This is a genomic window from Amycolatopsis sp. Hca4, from assembly GCF_013364075.1.
Taxonomy (GTDB): domain Bacteria; phylum Actinomycetota; class Actinomycetes; order Mycobacteriales; family Pseudonocardiaceae; genus Amycolatopsis.
Genome location: NZ_CP054925.1, coordinates 10,183,454 through 10,200,911, shown reverse-complemented (window position 1 = coordinate 10,200,911; position 17,458 = coordinate 10,183,454). Strand labels below are relative to the sequence as shown.

The 17,458-nt window shown below is 74.0% G+C and carries 6 protein-coding genes and 3 pseudogenes; all 9 read right to left on the bottom strand.

The features are described 5' to 3' along the window. The 9 genes and pseudogenes from HUT10_RS46175 to HUT10_RS46125 all read right to left on the bottom strand — a co-directional run bounded on the left by HUT10_RS46175 (position 1) and on the right by HUT10_RS46125 (position 17,451). Positions 1-672 (bottom strand): alpha/beta fold hydrolase, encoded by a 672-nt coding sequence (locus HUT10_RS46175; protein ID WP_176176990.1) that lies wholly within the window; start codon positions 670-672, stop codon positions 1-3. Then, positions 654-2,138, bottom strand: a complete 1,485-nt coding sequence (locus HUT10_RS46170) for a polyketide synthase (protein WP_176176989.1) — start codon at positions 2,136-2,138, stop codon at positions 654-656. The genes HUT10_RS46175 and HUT10_RS46170 overlap by 19 nt, the downstream gene beginning before the upstream one ends. Before the next feature lie 5 nt (positions 2,139-2,143). Further along, on the bottom strand, positions 2,144-2,527 hold the full coding sequence (locus HUT10_RS46165) for a beta-ketoacyl synthase N-terminal-like domain-containing protein (RefSeq protein WP_303247016.1): 384 nt from the start codon (positions 2,525-2,527) through the stop codon (positions 2,144-2,146). Continuing rightward, a pseudogene (locus HUT10_RS52350) lies at positions 2,524-2,802 on the bottom strand (beta-ketoacyl synthase N-terminal-like domain-containing protein); the annotation flags it as partial. The gene HUT10_RS46165 and the pseudogene HUT10_RS52350, both read right to left, overlap by 4 nt. A 499-nt stretch (positions 2,803-3,301) precedes the next feature. Further along, positions 3,302-5,860, bottom strand: a pseudogene (locus HUT10_RS51560) (SDR family NAD(P)-dependent oxidoreductase); the annotation flags it as partial. Between the two features lie 659 nt (positions 5,861-6,519). Further along, a pseudogene (locus HUT10_RS51555) lies at positions 6,520-9,150 on the bottom strand (SDR family NAD(P)-dependent oxidoreductase); the annotation flags it as partial. Between the two features lie 382 nt (positions 9,151-9,532). After that, positions 9,533-10,846 (bottom strand): FAD-dependent oxidoreductase, encoded by a 1,314-nt coding sequence (locus HUT10_RS46135; RefSeq protein ID WP_176176986.1) that lies wholly within the window; start codon positions 10,844-10,846, stop codon positions 9,533-9,535. After that, positions 10,843-11,730, bottom strand: coding sequence for an ACP S-malonyltransferase (locus HUT10_RS46130; RefSeq protein WP_217709705.1), 888 nt, complete (start codon positions 11,728-11,730; stop codon positions 10,843-10,845). The genes HUT10_RS46135 and HUT10_RS46130 overlap by 4 nt, the downstream gene beginning before the upstream one ends. A gap of 15 nt (positions 11,731-11,745) precedes the next feature. After that, positions 11,746-17,451, bottom strand: coding sequence for a beta-ketoacyl synthase N-terminal-like domain-containing protein (locus HUT10_RS46125; protein WP_176176985.1), 5,706 nt, complete (start codon positions 17,449-17,451; stop codon positions 11,746-11,748). Positions 17,452-17,458 lie beyond the last annotated feature (7 nt).

Here is a 17,458-nt window from a genome sequence, read left to right as displayed (position 1 = left end):
TCAGTTCAGTGTCGCCCAGAAGCCGGCGAGGGTTTCGTTGACGGCTCGCCCCGCGGTCAGCGGGGCGTAGTGGCCGTGGCCCGGCAGCTCGCGGAGCCGGGCGCCGGGCACCCGGGTCAGCAAGGCCGCCGATTCCGGGTCGACGACGCAGTCCTCACCGCCTCGGACGAGGAGGCAAGGCACCTTCAGCTCGGGCAGCCGGCCGGCCACGTCGAACGCAGTGAGGGCGGCGAAGTACTCGGCGAGGACGTCCATCGGCGCCGCCGCCGTGAACGCCGCCGTCGGATCGCCTTCCCGGTCGAAGACCGCGCCCAGCAGGCCACCGTGGCGGTGGAGTTCGTGGCGGAGGTCGAGGGTGCGTTCGAAGACGTCCTCGCGGTAGCGGGGCGCGGTGTTGATCAGGGTCAGGGAGCGGATCCGGCCGGGGTGCCGGAGGGCCGCCAGGATCGCCACGCACCCGCCCAGCGACCAGCCGACCAGGTCGGCCTGGTCGTCCCCCGTGGAACCGGCGACCTCGTCGGCGAGATCAGCGAGGGAGAACCGGGTGGCGTCGAAGGGGACCGCGCCGTGCCCCGGGTAGGCCGGGACCAGGACCCGGCGGCCCGCCGACAGCAGGGCCGGGACCTGCTGCGTCCACGCCCGTCGGTCGGCGTTCAGCGGCGGGAGGAGCACCGTGGTCCGGCCGCTTCCCTCTTCCTGCCACCGCAATTGCGGGCTCGACCCGCCGGCGCGCGCGCAATGGCCTGCGCGAGGTCGGCGACGGTCGCGAAGCCGAAGAGCTCGTGCGCCCGGACCGGGTTCGGCCCCTGCCGGTACGGCGCGAGCAGCTGGACGGCCGACAGTGAATCGAGGCCGAGGGTGGCGATCCGGGTGCCGGGACGCACCCGGTCTTCCCCGTCGCCGAAGCCCAGCAGGGTGGTCAAGCCGGCGCACAGCCGCTCGGCCAGTTCCCCGGCGCCGACCGGCATCGGCTCGGCCGGCACCGCATCGGGTGGGGCAGCATCGGCCGGCACCGCACCAGCCGGCGCCGGGTCGGCCGGCACCGGGTCGGCCGGCACTGCATCGGCCGGTGCCGGGCCAACTTGCAATGCATCGGCCTGCGCCGCACCAGCCGGCACCGGGTCGGCCGGCACCGCATCGGCCGGTGCCGGGCCAACTTGCACTGCACCAGCCCGCACCGCACCACCCGGCGCCGCATCGGCCGGTGCTGCGGGCGCGTCCAGCGCCCAGTGGCGTTGGCGCTGGAAGGGGTAGTCGGGAAGCGCCACGTCCGCCAGCTCGGCGGGCGCGGTCAGCTTCCGGCGCATCGCGGCGATGTCCCCGGCCTGCCAGAGTGTCACCAGTTCGCGCAGATCGTCGTCCAGCGGAGCATCCGCGGCATCCGCGGCATCCGCGAGAGCGTCGAGCAGCCGACGCCGCCCGTCGGCGACGACGACCCGCGCGTGTTTCCGCCGGGGGCGCCGCAGCAGCAGCTGCGACAGGTCCGACAACTGCTCCTCCGGCAGCTCACCGACCACCTCGCGGAGGCGGCTCCCCAGTTCCTCGAGACCTTGCCGCGATTCGGCGGAGAAGCAGAACGGGAGCGGACGCGGGCGGGGCCGCACCGGTGCCCCGGCGGGATCGGGCCGGGACAGGACGACGTGGCCGTTGGACCCGGTGAAACCGAACGCGCTCACCGCCGCCAGCGGCTTGTCCTCCGGCCACGGCACCGGTTCGGCGTTGACGCGGAACGGCGAGAGATCGAGGTAGGCGGCCCCGTCCGGTGCCGGGACCGCGGGCGGGATCGTGGCGTGGCGGAAGCCGAGCAGGACCTTGATCACCCCGGCGAGGCCGGAGCACACCAGCGTGTGCCCGATGAGCGGTTTCACCGCTCCGAGCAGCACGTCGCCGCCGAACGCCTGCTTGAGCCCGGCCAGTTCCAGCGGATCGCCCAGCTCCGTGCCGGTGCCGTGGGTTTCCACGAGTGCGATGCGGGCGGGGTCGATCCGGTGGCGCCGACGGACTCCGGTCAGCAAACCGGCTTGAGCCCGGCTGCTCGGCGCGGCGAGACCGTTGGTGGTGCCGTTGTGGTTGAGGCCGCCGGCCAGGATCGCTCCGTGCACGCGCAGCCCGCGCGCCCGCGCCTCGGCGTGGCGCATCACGATCACCGTCGCGACGCCCTCCGCGGGACGAACCCGTCCGCCGCGTCGGTGAACGGCCTGCTGGTGCCGGTCGGCGAGCTCATGCGCGAAACGCGGGCGAATTCCGGGACCTCGGGGGTGCTGAACACCGACACCGCACCGACGATGGCCGCGGCGCACTCGTCCGCGCGGATGTTGAGCAGTGCCGTGTGCAGTGCTGCCAGCGACGAGGAGCACGCACTGTCCAGCGTGACCGACGGACCGCCGATGTCGTAGTGGTAAGAGATCCGCCCGGACAACGTCGAGGGCGCGTTGCGAGGAAGCTGTGCGCGCTGAGGGCCAGTTCCGGCCGCTGGGCGACGACGGTGCGGTAGTCGCCGGGCAGGCCGGTGGCGAACACGCCGCACCGGAGGTCACGGAGGTCGTCCGCGGTGAGGTGGGCGTCGTCGACGGCGTGCTGGACGTTCTGCAGCAGCAGGCGCTGCTGCGGATCCATGCACCGGGCCTCGTTCGGGGAGATCCGGAAGAACCGCGCGTCGAACTCGTCGTGCCCGTCCAGGAACCCGCCGGTGAGCCCGGTCGCCTCCGGCCACCGGTGCGCGGGACCGAGCGCGCCGCGCCCGGACATCAGCCGCCGCCAGTACGCGCCGGTGCCGTCGGCGCCCGCGAACCGGCAGGCCATGCCGACCACCACGAGCGTGTCGTCGTCCACGTTCCTCCTCCTGTCCGATGTGGTCACTCGAACCAGAACTCCGTCGGCTCGAAGGCGTAGCCGGGCATGGCCAGCCGCCGGTACCGCCCGTCGGCGAACACCGCCGGCCAGTCCAGCTCCTCACCCTCGAGGTAGCGGGCGCGCAGCGACTCGAGCGCGGCGCGGTACTCCGCGGGGCCGCCGGGCAGCTCGGGTGGGCGGCCGGCCACCCGACGGCGCTCGCACCGGGGCACCTCGCCGGGCCGCGCCGCCTCGACCTGGGCGAGCAGGTCGGCAGGGTCGGTGGCCACCCAGGCGAGCCGGTGCTCGAAGTGGTCGCGGCCGGTGGCGAGGGTGTGGGCGATGTCGGCCAGGTCGGCGTCCGCGCCCCGCAGCCACCCGGCCAGTGCCTCGCGCATCGCCCGGAGCGACCACGGCGAGCGGGCGCTGAGCACCACCAGCCGGGCCGGTCGCGGCCGGTGCCGGGTGGCGGGGCGGCCGGCGGCTCGGACAGCACGACGTGCGCGTTGGACCCGCCGAAGCCGAAGGAGCTGACGCCGGCCACCCGCGGCCCGTCGGAGCTCCATTCCTCGTTCTCGCGCAGCAGGCGCAGCGGCCCGCCCGCGAGATCGATCAGCGGGTTCAGCTCACGGAAGTGCAGGTTCGCCGGCAGCTGCCGGTGCCGGAGGCATAACACCGCCTTGACCAGCCCGGCCACCCCCGCCGCGGGCTCGAGGTGGCCGACGTTGGTCTTGACCGCGCCGAGGGCCACCGCGCCGGGCGCGCGGTGCGGGGCCAGCCGCTCGATCGCCGACCGCAGCGCGCCGACCTCGATCGGGTCGCCGAGCGCGGTGCCGGTGCCGTGCGCTTCGACGTACCCGACCCGGCCGGCCAGTTCCGGGCTGTACGCCCTGGTCAGCAGGGCCACCTGGGCGTCCGGGCCGGGGGCGGTGAGCGAGTTGGCGCGGCCGTTGTGGTTTTCGGCCACCCGCTCCACCACCGCGAGCACCGGGTCGAGGTCACGCCGGGCGTCGGCGAGCCGCTTGAGCACCACGCAGCCGACACCCTCGGCGCGCACGTACCCGTTGGCGGCCCGGTCGAAGGTCGCGCACCGGAAGTCGGGTGACAGGACGCCGAGCCCGGTCGCCGCTTCGGTCGACGCGGGATCGACGAGCACGCTGACCGCGCCGACGAGCGCGACGTCGCACTCCCCCGCCGCCAGCGACAGCACGCCCCGGTTGAGCGCGACCAGCGCGCTCGAGCAGGCGGTGTCGACGGTCTGGCTCGGGCCGTCGAGGTCGAGCAGGTGGGAGACGCGGTTCGCGAGCATGGTGTGCGCGTTGCCGGTGACGGCGTAGGGGTGCGCGCGGTCGGGGCCGGTCTGCAGCAGCGCCTGGTACTCGGCGAACTGCACCCCGGCGAACACCCCCGCCGAGCGCACCGACCCGGGGGCGAGCCCCGCGTCGAGCAGCGCGTTGTAGGCGGCTTGGAGGAACAGCCGGTGCTGCGGGTCCATGAGCACGGCTTCCCGGGCGGAGACCCCGAAGAACGTGTGGTCGAACCGGTCGTAGGTGTCGATGGTGCCCGCGAACGCGTCGTGCTCCAGCCCCTTCCAGCGATCCACGCGGCGGATCGCGTCGCGGTTCTCGACGAGCAGGCGCCAGAAGCCGTCGATGTCCTCGCTGCCGGGCAGGGTGCCGCTCATGCCGATGATCGCGAACCCCTCGGGGGCGGGTTCTCCCGTGGCCGGCGCCGCGGTTTCCCGGGGAGCGGGTTCCCGGGTGGCCGGGATCTCGGACGCGGGCGCCGGAGCGGCCGGGGATCGCGGAGCGGGTGCGGCACCGCGGTCGGCCAGATGGGCGCTCAGCAACCTGATGGTGCGGTAGCGGAACAGCGCGTTCGGCGGGGTGGCGACGCCGAACTCCGCGCCCACACGGGCCGCCAGGTCCTGGAGCATGACCGAGCTGTAGCCGAGGTCGCCCCAGGTGTGGTCGGCGGTGACGTCGGCCGGGCGCAGGCCGGTCTGTTCCCGGACCAGGGCGGCCAGGCGTTCGGTGAAGTCCGCGTCCGTCGTGTCGGCGGTGGCGTCCCGGGGCGGCCGGGAACGCACCGGCGGGGCGAGCAGGCGGCGGCGGATCTCCGCGGCGTCGCCGACGCAGGCGAGCACCTGGTGGCAGTCGTCGGGCGTGGTGTGGGCGAGCTCGGCGAACAACCGGGCGCCGCGGGCGGCGTCGAGCGGTTCGAGGCCGAACTCCTCGCGCAGGTAGTCCCCGAGTGCCCCGCGCGCGTCGCGGCTGCTCTCGGACGTCAGCCACAGCGGCCAGTCGATCGCGAGCGTGAATCCGCTGCGCTCGCCGCGCGCGACCTGCCGGGCGCGGTCGGCGGCGAACTCGTCGAGGAACCGGTTGGCGGCGATGTAGTCGCTTTGGCCGACGTTCCCGAGCACCCCGGCGATCGAACCGAACAGGCAGAACAGGTCCAGGTCGAGCCCGGCGGTCGCGGCGTCGAGGTGGCGCGCTCCCCGCAGCTTCGGCGCCAGCACGGCCTCCGCCTCCCGCGCCGTTTTGTTGTGCACCAGGGCATCCCGGAGCACCCCGGCGGAGTGGATCACCCCGTCGAGGCGGCCGAGCCGGGCGACGGTGCGGTCGACGAGGTCGCGGGTCTGCGCGGCCGAGGTGACGTCCGCCCGCTCGTGGTGCAGGCCGTGCTCGGCGAGCCACCGGCGCTGGTCCGGGCCGGGCTCGGACCGGCCGGCGACCACCACCTCGGCGCGGTATTCGTGCACCAGGTGTTCGGCGATCGCCCGGCCGACCTCGCCAAGGCCGCCGGTGACGAGGTACCGGCCGCCTTCGCGCAGCCGGGCCCCGCGGGCCGGCGTGACCTCGGCGAAGTCACGGACCCGCCGGTCGCCGTCGAGCCGGACTTCGCCGGGCCCGGTCGCGGCGAACTCGGCCAGCAGCGGCGCCCAGCCGGGCCGGGACGCGGCGCGGACCCGGACCGAGCGGATGTGCGGGTTCTCGTCGGCCAGCCCGTGCAGGAAGCCGGGCATCGCGCGCGCCTGGGGTCGTCGCCGTCCAGTGACACGCTCAGCACGGTCGAGGATACCCGTTGCGCCTGCAGGAAAGCAGCGAACGCGAGCAGCTCCGGGACCGTCCACTCACGACGGACGTCCAGCCAGTGGAGCGACTCACCGCCTGCCTCCCCGGCGAGCCGGGCCAGCGCGCCGGGGTCGGCGACGTCGGCCGGGCCGACCGGGATGACCCGGACGCCCTCCGGCGGCGGGGGCGGCTCTCCGCCCGGGTCGGCGAGGACCAGGACACTGCGCACGGCGTGTTCGGCGGGACCGGCCGGCTCCGGCCGCCACACGGGCGTGAGCGGAACGGAGGCGGGCGAACGCCGCCGCGGGCTCCGTCCCGACGAGCGCCGGTCGAGGGCCGGGATGACGTAGCGGTCTGCGGCGAACGGATACAGCGGCGCGTCCACCAGCAGCCGCACCGGGAACAACGCGGCGAAGTCCGGGGTGGCACCGTCGGTGTAGGCGGCGGCCGCGCGCTCCCACTCACGGTCGACGGGCGGCGCCGGTGGCTGCTGGTCGCCGGTGAGGACGTCGAGCAGCTGGCGGGTGCTGCGGGCCCAGAACCCCCGGCGGACCCGCAGGTGCTGCCGCGCGCAGCACAGGGTCCAGCTCAGCCCGTACAGCGAGGTGCCAGGTGTTTCGCGCAGGTGCTCGGCGAGGTCGGCGACGCGCCGGTCCACCGCGGCTTCGTCGCGGCCCGACAGCGGGACGAAGCACCACTCGGGCGACGGCACGGCCGGTTCGGGAGCGACGAACTCCTGGATGACGGCGTGCCCGTTCGAGCCGCCCGCGCCGAAGGAGCTCAAGCCGGCGAACCGGGTGGGCGTACCGCCGGCCGGCCACGGCCGGGTCTCCTTCACCAGCCGGAACCGGGACACTTCGAGGTCCAGCTCCGGGTTTTCCAGTTCGCAGTGCAACGTCGGGACCAGGGTGCGAGTGGTCAGCTGGCGCACGACCTTGACGAGCCCGGCGAGCGCGGCGGCGGACTCCAGGTGGCCGATGTTGCTCTTGACCGTGCCCAGGTGGGCCGGCCCGGTCTCCGGACCGCCGTAGGCCCGGCTCAGTGCGCGGACTTCGATCGGGTCCCCCAGCTCGGTGCCGGTGCCGTGCGCCTCGACGTAGGTCACCGCGCCCGGCTCGACCCCGGCCCGCGCGAGGGCGGCGGTGATCACCCGGTGCTGGGCGTCTTCGGAGGGCACGGTGAACCCGGCGGTGCGGCCTCCCGAGTTGACCGCCGTGGCGCGGACGACCGCGTGCACCCGGTCGCCGTCCCGCAGCGCCGCGGAAAGCCGTTTCACCACGACGGCGACGGTCCCTTCGCCGGGCACGTAGCCGTCGGCGGCGACCCCGAAGGCGTGGCAGGCGCCGGTGGGGCTGAGGAACTTGCCCTGGGTCAGCAGCCGGTACTTGCCCGGGTGCGGCATGACGTTGACCCCGCCCACGACCGCCACGTCGCAGTCGCCCGCCCGGATGGCGGTCGCGGCCAGGTGCAGCGCGGTGAGCCCGCCCGAGCACATGGTGTCGACGGCCACGCTCGGCCCGTGCAGGTCCAAGGCGTGCGAGACCCGGTTGGCCACCGCGGCGAAGGAACTGCCGACGGCCCGGCCGTCGGTGTCGAGGTCCTGGTAGTGGCCGAACATCGCGGCCACGAACACCCCGGCGCCGGGCGCGGGCCGGGCGAAGCACCCGGCGTCTTCCCAGGCGTGGTAGGCGGTTTGCAGGAAACGGCGTTCCTGCGGGTCGAGCGCTTCGGCTTCGGCGGGAGCGATGCCGAAGAACACCGGGTCGAAGTCCAGCGCGTGGCGGAGGAAGCCGCCGTGCCTGCCCTGCGCGGCACCCGGCTCCTCGGGGGCCGGGCGGTAGTCGGCGCGCCAGTCCCAGCGGTCTTCGGGGATGACCTGCACCGAATCCTCGCCACGCAGCAAGGACTGCCAGAACGCCTCGACGTCGTCACCGCCGGGGAACTCCCCCGCCATGCCGATGATCGCGATGTCGTCGGGCCGGTGGACCGGCTCCCCGGCCGGGACGGGCGGCTCGTCGGCGACGTCCGGTGCGGCCGCCGGTTCCGCCGCCGTGCCGGCGAACCGGGCGGCCAGCCGGGGCCGCACGCGGTCGAGCAGGTGGTCGGCGAGCGCGGCGACGGTGGGGTGCTGCAGCACGACGGCCCGGCTGAGCCGGAACTGCTCGCCCAGGTCGAGGTGGGATTCGATCTCCCGGCTGATCCGGACGCTGCCGACGCTGTCGAGGCCCTGTTCCAGCAGGTTGTCCTCGGTGCCGATCCGGGCGAGGCCGGTGTGCCGGACGACCACGGCCCGCAGCCACTCCACCGTCCGCTCCCGCAGGTCCCCGGTGGACGCGGGCGCCACGGGAGCCGGCGCGGCCGGTGCCGCGGGCGGCTCGGGATCGACGCGGAGGTCGCCGTCGAACACGACCACGCGGCCGACCCCGGCGGCCACGGCGGACATCAGCGCGTCGCAGGCGCGCTCGGGGTCCATGGCGCGCAGGCCCGGGACGCTCTCGGCCGGCCGCATGCCGTCGGTGTCCCAAAGTCCCCAGTCGACGCAGAGCCAGCCGGGGGTGCGCTCGGCCAGGCCGCCGGCGAACGCATTGGCCGCACCGTAGCCGGCCTGCCCCACGTTGCCGGTCACCGCGGTCAGCGAGCCGAACTGGACGACCCGGGCCGGGCGGTGCGGACCCCGCAGCGCGGCCAGGCCCAGCGCGACCCCGGCTTTCGGCCGCAGCACGGCGTCGAGGCTCTCCGCGGACAGGGTCCGCAGGAGCCCGTCGGCCAGCACCCCGGCGAGGTTGACGGCGAGCTCGACCGGACCGAACCGCTCGTGGACGTAGCGGAACGCCTCGTCCAGGGCGGCCGGGTCGTCGGCGGCGACGCTGAGGTAGGCCACCGCACCCGCCTCCCGCAGCGCCCGGGCCCGCTCGGGGCCCGGCCTGCCGCGGCCGAGCACGACCACCCGGGCCCCGCAGCGTTCGGTCAGGTACCGGCACAACGGCCGTCCCACGCCGCCCGCGCCGCCGACGAGGACCACCGCGTCGCCGGGGCGGAGCACCTCGGCGGGCCGGGCGGGCGGCAGCTCGGCGGGCTCGTGCCGGAGGCACTCCGGCTCGTCCTCCCCGGCCACCAGCCGCGCGCCCGGGTTGGCCGCCGCGGCGGCGATCCACCTCGCCAGCCGCTCGCCTGTGACCGCGCCGGTCACCCGGACCGACGTGTGGCGCAAGGGTTCCTCGCGCGCCACTGACCCGGCCATGCCGTCGAGGACCGGGGCCAGCGCGTCGTCCTCGGCCGAGAGCACCACGAGGTGCCGGGCCCGGCCCGCCGCGACCCGCAGCAGATCCGCACAGCCACGGGCGAAGGCCGCCACCGCCTCGTACGCCGGTGCCGCGTCGCCGCGCCAGGCGACGACGAGCACGCCGTTTTCGTCGAGGTCGGCCGCGCGGACCGCCTCGCGCGGGCCGGTGCGCCGGTGTTCGACGCCCGCGGCGGACGCGGCCGCGGCGAAGTCGTCGCGGTCGGTGAGCAGCAGCACCGGGCTCGCCGGGCGGTCGCCGGTGGCCGGCAGCGGACGGCGCCGGGGTCGGAGAACGTGCATGGGGTGCTTCCCCTCCGTACGGGCAGGTGGGCGGGCGGGTTCAGACGCCCATGAACTCCTCGACGACCTTGAACTGGGCGGCGGCGCCCGGGTCGTCGGCGAACGGGTGCGGCACGCCGAGCCGGGCGGCGACCACCATCCCGGAGACGATCGCGCCTTCGTGGCCGGTGACGCTCGTGTCCGTGCCGCAGAACCAGATGCCGTCACGACCCTGCAGCCCGGCCAGCCGCCGCTTGTGGCGGACGTCGGCCGGGCGCAGCTGCGGCAGTTTCCACCGCCGGCGGGCGAGCACCTTCGTTTCCTCGACCGGTTCCTGGGGGTCGAAGGTGATCAGCACCGGCTCCTCGACGTCGCGGAGGGCGTGCAGGACGGAGCAGTCGCGGGTGAGGCTCCCGGTGGCCTCTTCGGCGCGCGCGAGGTCGAACCCCGGCCCCATGCGGAACCGGCAGTACACGTCGGAACCGTCGTCGCCGAGCCAGCTCGTGTCCTGGTGCAGCACGCTTTCCACCGGCACGTAGGCGAATCCGCCGAGCAGTTCCCCGTACCGCGGGCCCGCGTCGCGCAGCATCTTGTGCGCGATGTCGGCGTGGGTGGCGACGACGACGGCGTCGAAGTGGTGTTCCTCGCCGCAGGCGGACAGCAGCACCCCGCCGCCGGGCGACGGCACGATCGCTTCGACCGGGGTGGCCAGGCGGACCCGGTCGCCCAGCTGCGCGGCGATGACGTCCAGGTAGCGGTGGATGCCGCCGTCGGCTTTGCGCCAGTAGCCGGGCGCGAAGAAGGACAGCAGGTTCATGCTGAACGACAGCGCGACGTACATCAGCGAGTAGTCCAGTGAAGGCGCGTGGCAGCCCGAGTAGACGCTCATGATCGGGTCGACGGCCTGGTGCTTGAAGGCGCGCGAGTAGCCGTTTTCGTCGAGGTACTCGCCGATGCTCAGCCCGCGCAGCCGCTCGTCGGCCGATGCCGCGACCTGGTTCATGGCCAGGTGGAAGCGGTCGAACTCGTCGATCAGCTCGGCCCGGAGCGCCCCGCTGCGGTCCTGGTTGCTCCAGGTCCGGCCGGGCCCGGGGAACGCGACCCGGATCGACGACGGGGCGACGTAGGTGCCGATCCCGAACCCGGTCAGCAGCCGGTGCAGGTTGGGTGCCAGTTTCTCCGTGAAGTGCTCGACTCCCATGTCGACCCGCACTTCGCCGGCACCGGTCTCGACGGGATGGCTGTAGGCGTGCCCACCGAGCCGTTCGTCGGCTTCGAACAGCACCACCTCGTGGGTGCGGGAAAGCAGCCAGGCCGCCACGGACCCCGCTCCGCCGCCACCCACGACCGCCACCCGGCTGCGTCCTGCCGTCATGCCGTCATCTCCAGCTGCTCTGTCCGGGGCGGCGCGCCGCCGAGGATCTTCCGGGTCAGGTCGGTCAGCACCGTGCCGGGCCCGACCTCGTGGAAGGTCGTGGCCCCGGTGCGGGCCAGGTGTTCCACGGTCTGCCACCAGCGCACCGGTTTCACCAGCTGGAAGACCATTTCCTCGAGCAGGCGGGCGGCCACGACCACCTGTCCGGTGGTGCTGGAGACCACCGGCCGCACCGGCTCCCCGAACTCGCGTCCGAGCAGGAACCGGGCGAATTCACGCCGGCACGGTTCCATGTGCCGGGAGTGGAACGCCCCGCTGACCGCCAGCGGCACACAGCGGTGCCCGGCCCCTTCCAGCACCGGGGTCAGCTCGGCGAGGCGCTCGGCCGGACCGCTGAGCACGACCTGGCCGGGGCTGTTGTAGTTGGCCACTTCCACGTCGAAGAACTCCCAGCGCGCGAGGTCCCGGTCCACCCGGGTGGCACCGGCGCCGAGCACGGCGAGCATCCCGCCGCCCTCGACCGCCTGCATCAGCTCGCCGCGCCGGGCGACGATCTCCAGCCCGCCGATCAGATCGAGCACCTCGGCGGCGAACAGCGCGGCGTACAAGCCCACGCTGTGGCCGACGAGCGGTCCGGTCACCGCCCCGCCGGCCCGCTCGGCGTGCGCCAGGTAGGCCAGGCAGCTCACCAGGTAGATCGCGGGCTGCGTGTGCGCGGTCTGCTGCAACCGCCCGTCGGGGTCGGACCGGCACAGCTCCGTCAGCGAGTAGCCGACGGCCGCGTCGGCCTGCGCGCACAGCTGCGGGTAGCGGTCGAACAGCTCGTCCCCCATCCCGGGGTACTGCGCACCCTGGCCGGGGAACATCAGGACGTCACCGGGCACCTCGCACCTCCTCCCTCAGCTCAGCTCGAAGACTTCGAACGCGGACGGGGCCCGCCGGGGCGCGGGCGCCCCGCCTGCCGCGACGGACACCGCTTCCTCCAGCAGCACCAGAGGATTGCCGTCGACGTCGGTGAACCGGAAGTCGAAGGTGCGGGTGCGGGCGGAGCCGCCGGCGCGTTCGGTGCATTCGCAGAACACGGCCTCGTCGCGCGGGGCGCGCACGACCTTCAGCCGCCCCAGGTGGTACGGGACGAACACCGGGGCGGCCGGGTCGTCGCTCGCCGAAAGCAGGATCGACAGCTGCATGCCCGCGTCCAGCAGGGCCGGCGACAGCTCGAACCCCCAGTCCCGATCCACGTGCAGGAACGCACGGACCGCGCCGGGGGCGACTTCGGCCCACCGCACCCCGCGCAGGGCCGGTCCGTAGTCGTAGCCCAGCTCGCGGAACCGGGCGTAGACCTCTTCGCCGTCCAGCCGGCGGCCTCCCTCCGCCGGTGCCGTGGCGAACGGGCGGGCGTCGCCGGGGTCGACCACTTCGGCGGTGCAGAACGGATCGCCGCCCTTGTTGTCCACAAGGGACAGTTCGCGGCCGCGGGTGACGACCTCGACGGCACCGGGGTCGGTGACCGGCCGCTGCCACAGCACGTGCCCGAGTGTCTTGCCGCCGGCGTGCCGAGACAGCACCGACAGTGACCACGCGGCGGGCGCGACCGCCTCGCCGCCGATCCGGTGCGCGGCCACCAGCTCGCCGAGACCGCCCAGGTCCGACTCGACGGAGGCGACCCAGTGCCGGTGGCGCAGGAACGGGTAGCCCGGCAGGGAAACCGGCGGACGAGGCGGGTAGAAGCCGTCCCAGCCGGGATCGCCGCCGGATTCGAAGAAGGCGGCCACCGCCGGCGCGGTGTCCGCGGTGAGCACCCCGGCCGGTCCGGACGGCGTCCGGGCGCCCCGCCGCTGCAGGTCGACGCCGAGCTGCCGGACCAGGTCGTCCTGGTCGCGGCAGACGAGGGCCACCCGGTGCCGGAAGGCGTCGCGGCGGCAGGACAGGGTGTGCGCCAGTGCGTCCATGTCGACGCGGCGGCCGAGCAGCGAGGCGCGCAGGTCGTCCATGAGCAACTGCAGCCCCGCACTGCTGTGGTGCGAGAGCGGGATGACGTAGCAGTCCCGCTCGGGCCGGGGCGGCGCCGGGTCCTGCGCCGGCACCCCGCGGAGGACGACGTGGGCGTTGGCGCCACCGGCTCCGAAGGAACTGACGGCGGAGACCAGCGGCAGCGGATCCGGCCACTCGGCCGGCTGGGTGTTCAGCACGAAAGGCGTGGCCGGGAAGTCGATGTGCGGGTTGGTCCGGTCGGCGTGCAGCGAAGGCACGAGCTTGCGGTGGCGCATCTGCAGGACGGCCTTGAGCACCCCGGCCAGGCCCGCCGCCGACTCGAGGTGACCGATGCCCGCCTTGACCGACCCGAGCCGGATGCGCTCGGTACCGGCCGCGGCGTAGGCCTTGCCGAGCGCCCGGACCTCGATCGGGTCCCCGAGTTCGGTGCCGGTGCCGTGCGCTTCGACGTAGCCGACCCCCTCGGGCGGGATGCCGGCGGCGGACAGCGCGCGGGTGATCAGGGCGTGCTGGGCGTCGACGTTGGGCGCGGTGTAGCCGTTGGCCCGGCCGCCCGCGTTGATCGCGGAGCCGGCGATGACGGCGTGCACGCGGTCGCCGTCACGCCGGGCGTCGGCCAGCGGTTTGAGGACCAGGCACACGACTCCTTCCCCGTCGACGAATCCGTCGGCCCCCTCGCCGAACGGGCGGCAGGTGCCGCCGCGCGAGAGCATGCCCATGCCGCTGAGCAGCCGGAACTGCCGCGGGTGGGTGATCAGGTTGACCCCGCTGACCACGGCCTGCCGGCACTCGCCGGTGCGCAGCGACTGGCAGGCGAGGTGCAGGGCGGTCAGCGAAGCCGAGCAGGCGGTGTCTACGGCCAGGCTCGGCCCGTGCCAGTCGAAGTGGTAGGAGGTGCGGTTCGCCATCGACCAGAACAGCGAGGTCGTGGGCGGCTCGGCCGGATCGGCGGGTGTGTGCCAGGCGTAGCCGCCGTTCATCACGCCGACGAACACGCCGGTGTCGCCGCCGGCCAGCCCGGCCCGGCTGTACCCGGCGTCGAGCAGCGCCTGGTAGGTCTGCTCCAGGACCAGGCGTTCCTGGGGGTCCATCACGGCCGCGTCGCGCGGGGTGAGGGTGAAGAAGGTGTGGTCGAACGCGTCGACGTCGTCGATGAAGGCACCGCGACCGGTGTAGCTCAGCGGCTCGGGACCGGCGGTGACGTCGACCTTCCACCGCCCGGACGGCACCTCGGAGGTGGCATCGACCCCGGCGACGAGGTTGGCCCAGAACTCGTCGACGGTCCGCGCACCGGGCAGGCGCGCGGACATCCCGATGACGGCGACGTCGCCGTCCCGCACGGCCAGCTCGTCCCTGGTTTCCGCTTCCGCAACGGGTTCGGCTGCCGGGCCGCCGTCGAATTCCCCTTCCAGGGCGGCACGGTGCTCCGACACGAGATGCTCCGCGAGCCGGGCCACGGTGGGGAACTCGAACAACACCGTCGCCGGCAGATAACCCACCACCTCACGCAACGGCTTCAACAACTCCATCGCGATCAACGAATCGATCCCCATGTCCCGAAACGGCCGATCCCGCTCCACCTCGGACACCTCGAACCGCATCGTCTCCGCAATCACCCCACGCACAAACCCCTCGACCCGCTCCGTCAAACCCACGCCGTCCGAACCCGGGCGCGCAGGCTCTTCCGGCTCACCAGGAAACGCCTCGCTCAACACCTCCCCGTGCTCCGACACCAGATGCCCCGCCAACCGCGCCACCGTCGGGAACTCGAACAACACCGTCGCCGGCAGATAACCCACCACCTCACGCAACGGCTTCAACAACTCCATCGCGATCAACGAATCGATCCCCATGTCCCGAAACGGCCGATCCCGCTCCACCTCGGACACCTCGAACCGCATCGTCTCCGCAATCACCCCACGCACAAACCCCTCGACCCGCTCCGTCAAACCCACGCCGTCCGAACCCGGGCGCGCAGGCTCTTCCGGCTCACCAGGAAACGCCTCGCTCAACACCTCCCCGTGCTCCGACACCAGATGCCCCGCCAACCGCGCCACCGTCGGGAACTCGAACAACACCGTCGCCGGCAGATAACCCACCACCTCACGCAACGGCTTCAACAACTCCATCGCGATCAACGAATCGATCCCCATGTCCCGAAACGGCCGATCCCGCTCCACCTCGGACACCTCGAACCGCATCGTCTCCGCAATCACCCCACGCACAAACCCCTCGACCCGCTCCGTCAAACCCACGCCGTCCGGAGCCGGGTGCGCGGGCGAAGCGGCCGGGCCGGCGGCGGCCACCAGGACCTGCTGCTCGTCGCCCCCGTGGGACGCCACGTCACCGAAACCCGCCTCGGCCAGCAGCCGTCGCCACTGCGTCCCGGACAGCAGCGGGCTGTGCTCGAGCCGGTAGGCGTCGTTGCCCAGCCACCAGCCGTCGGTCAGGCCGAAGGTCAGCGTGGCGTAGTCCTGGCGCGCGGTGATCTCGCCCAACACGAGGATTCCGCCGTCTCGCAGCATCCGGCGCACGTTGCGCAAAGTCGTCGGCACGTCCGGGGTGGCGTGCAGGACGTTGGTGGCCACCACGACGTCGAACCGGCCCTCGTAGGCCGGCGGCGGATCGGTGACGTCGCAGATCTCGAAGCGCAGGTACGGGTGCTCGGCGAACGCGTCGCGGGCGCGGTTGAGGAACGCGTGCGAGAGGTCGGTGAAGGCGTAGGACACGTCGTGCGGGTCGAGGCGGTCGAGCACGAACCGGGTGGTGCTGCCGGTGCCCGCGCCGATCTCCAGGATCCGCAGCTCCCTTCCGGACACCTGCCGCTGGTAGGCGGCGACCACGTCGGCGGAGACGCCGTTGAAGTGGTCGGCGATCGGGTTGCTGCGGTAGACCGGGGCGACCAGCTCGAAACTGCCGCCGGGGAACACCACCTCCAGTGGGTCGAGGTCGCCGCGCAGCACGGCGGGCAGGCTCTCGACGCAGCGGTCGAGCAACGTCAGGTGTCCCGCCAGGTCCGGGTACTCGCGCACGAGTTCGGCACGCGAAGGCGACGGCGCGTCCGGAATGGCCCGGACCGCGGACAGCAGCCGCGCGTGCCGCGGGATCGCCACCGAAGGCAGGTCGGTCCGGTGCAGGGCGGACCGGGCGTAGGCCTCGATCCGCTCCGCCAGCGCCCGGTTGCGGGTCGCCTCCGGCGTGTCGTCGGCGAACGGTGGCACCAGCGCCGCGGGTCCCGAGGTCTCTGCTGCGGTCTCGTGCGGGGTGATGTCCATGCGCTGCAACGCCTCCGGGGTGGCCTTGACGACGGTGATCTGCCGGTGCTCGCCCGCGAGGAGCCGCTCGACGACGGCGAGGCCTTCGGCCGGCTCGAGGGAACCGACGCCGAGCCGCCGCATCCGTTCGCGGTACTCCGGCTTCGCGACGATCCCGACCGAGCCCCAGTAGCCCCAGTTCACGACCCGGGCGTCGATGAGCAGCGCCTCGCGGATCAGGTCGGCGTAGGAGTCGGCGGCCACGCTCGCCGCGGCGTAGTTCCCCTGCCCCGCATTGGCCAGATAGGACTGCAGCGAGGAGAAGAACAGGCAGAAGTCGAGCTCCCGCCCGCGCAGCGCCTGCACGAGCTGGTGCGTGCCGTGCACCTTCGGCCGCAGCACGTCCAGCAGCCGCCGGTCGCTCATGGTGGCCAAGGTGGCGTCGTCGAGCACCAGCGCGGAGTGGATGACGCCGTGCACGACGTCGTGCCGGTCCAACGCGGCGCGCAGGGCGGCGCCGTCGGCCAGGTCGGCCTGGTGGTGGTGCACCGCGCGGGCGCCCAGCTCGCCGAGCCGCCGCCGGGCGGCCTCGGTGTGCTCGGGCCCGCGCCGGCCGAGCAGGACGATCTCGGCCCGGTAGTGCTCGGCCAGGTACTCGGCGAGCACTCCCCCGAGACCGCCGGTGCCACCCAGGATCACGTAGGTGCCGCCGGTCCGGAACGCCGGCCGCGACGGCCACTCCCCCAGCCGCACCGGAGCCATCCCGGCGGTGGCGATCCGGTCGCCGTCGAGGCAGAGCGCCTTGCCGGGCGCATCGGGCAGGGCGAGGCCGAGCGCCCGGTCCAGTGTGGACGCGGAGAGGTCGCTCAGGCACAGGCAGCGGACCCGCCACTCCGGCCGTTCCGCGGCGAGGGTCCGCGCGAGGCCGACGTGCACGCCGTCGACCGGGTGGCCCGCGGCCGGGAACAGCGGGCTCGGCACGGCCTTGTCGGTGACGACGTCGAGTGTGACCGCCGGCCGGGAATCCAGTGCCCGAACGAGGCGCAGCAGGGCGGTGAGGTCGTCGTCCCGCACCCCGTCGGACCACGACGTGCGGGAGACGAAGACCAGGTGCGCGCCGTCCGGCGGCACGGTCAGCGGGTCGCGCAGCGCGACGACGTCTTCGTGCGGGAACGCTTCGGTCAGTTCGCGGCGGAGGGCCTCCTGGCCGGGCGGCACCAGGAACACCCGGGTGCCCCCGGGACGGGGTGCCGCGGCGGGGAGGGCGCCGGTCGACCACCGCGGCGCGAACGCGAGCCCGCCGACTTCGGCGCGGCGCACCGCGTCGGCGCCGGGGCGTTCGTACTGCTGGTTCACGGAGTTC

Coding starts and splice junctions, on each gene's coding strand:
- HUT10_RS46170 (WP_176176989.1), bottom strand. CDS start 2,138: ATGCGCCACGCCGAGGCGCGGGCGCGCGGGCTGCGCGTGCACGGAGCG.
- HUT10_RS46135 (WP_176176986.1), bottom strand. CDS start 10,846: ATGACGGCAGGACGCAGCCGGGTGGCGGTCGTGGGTGGCGGCGGAGCG.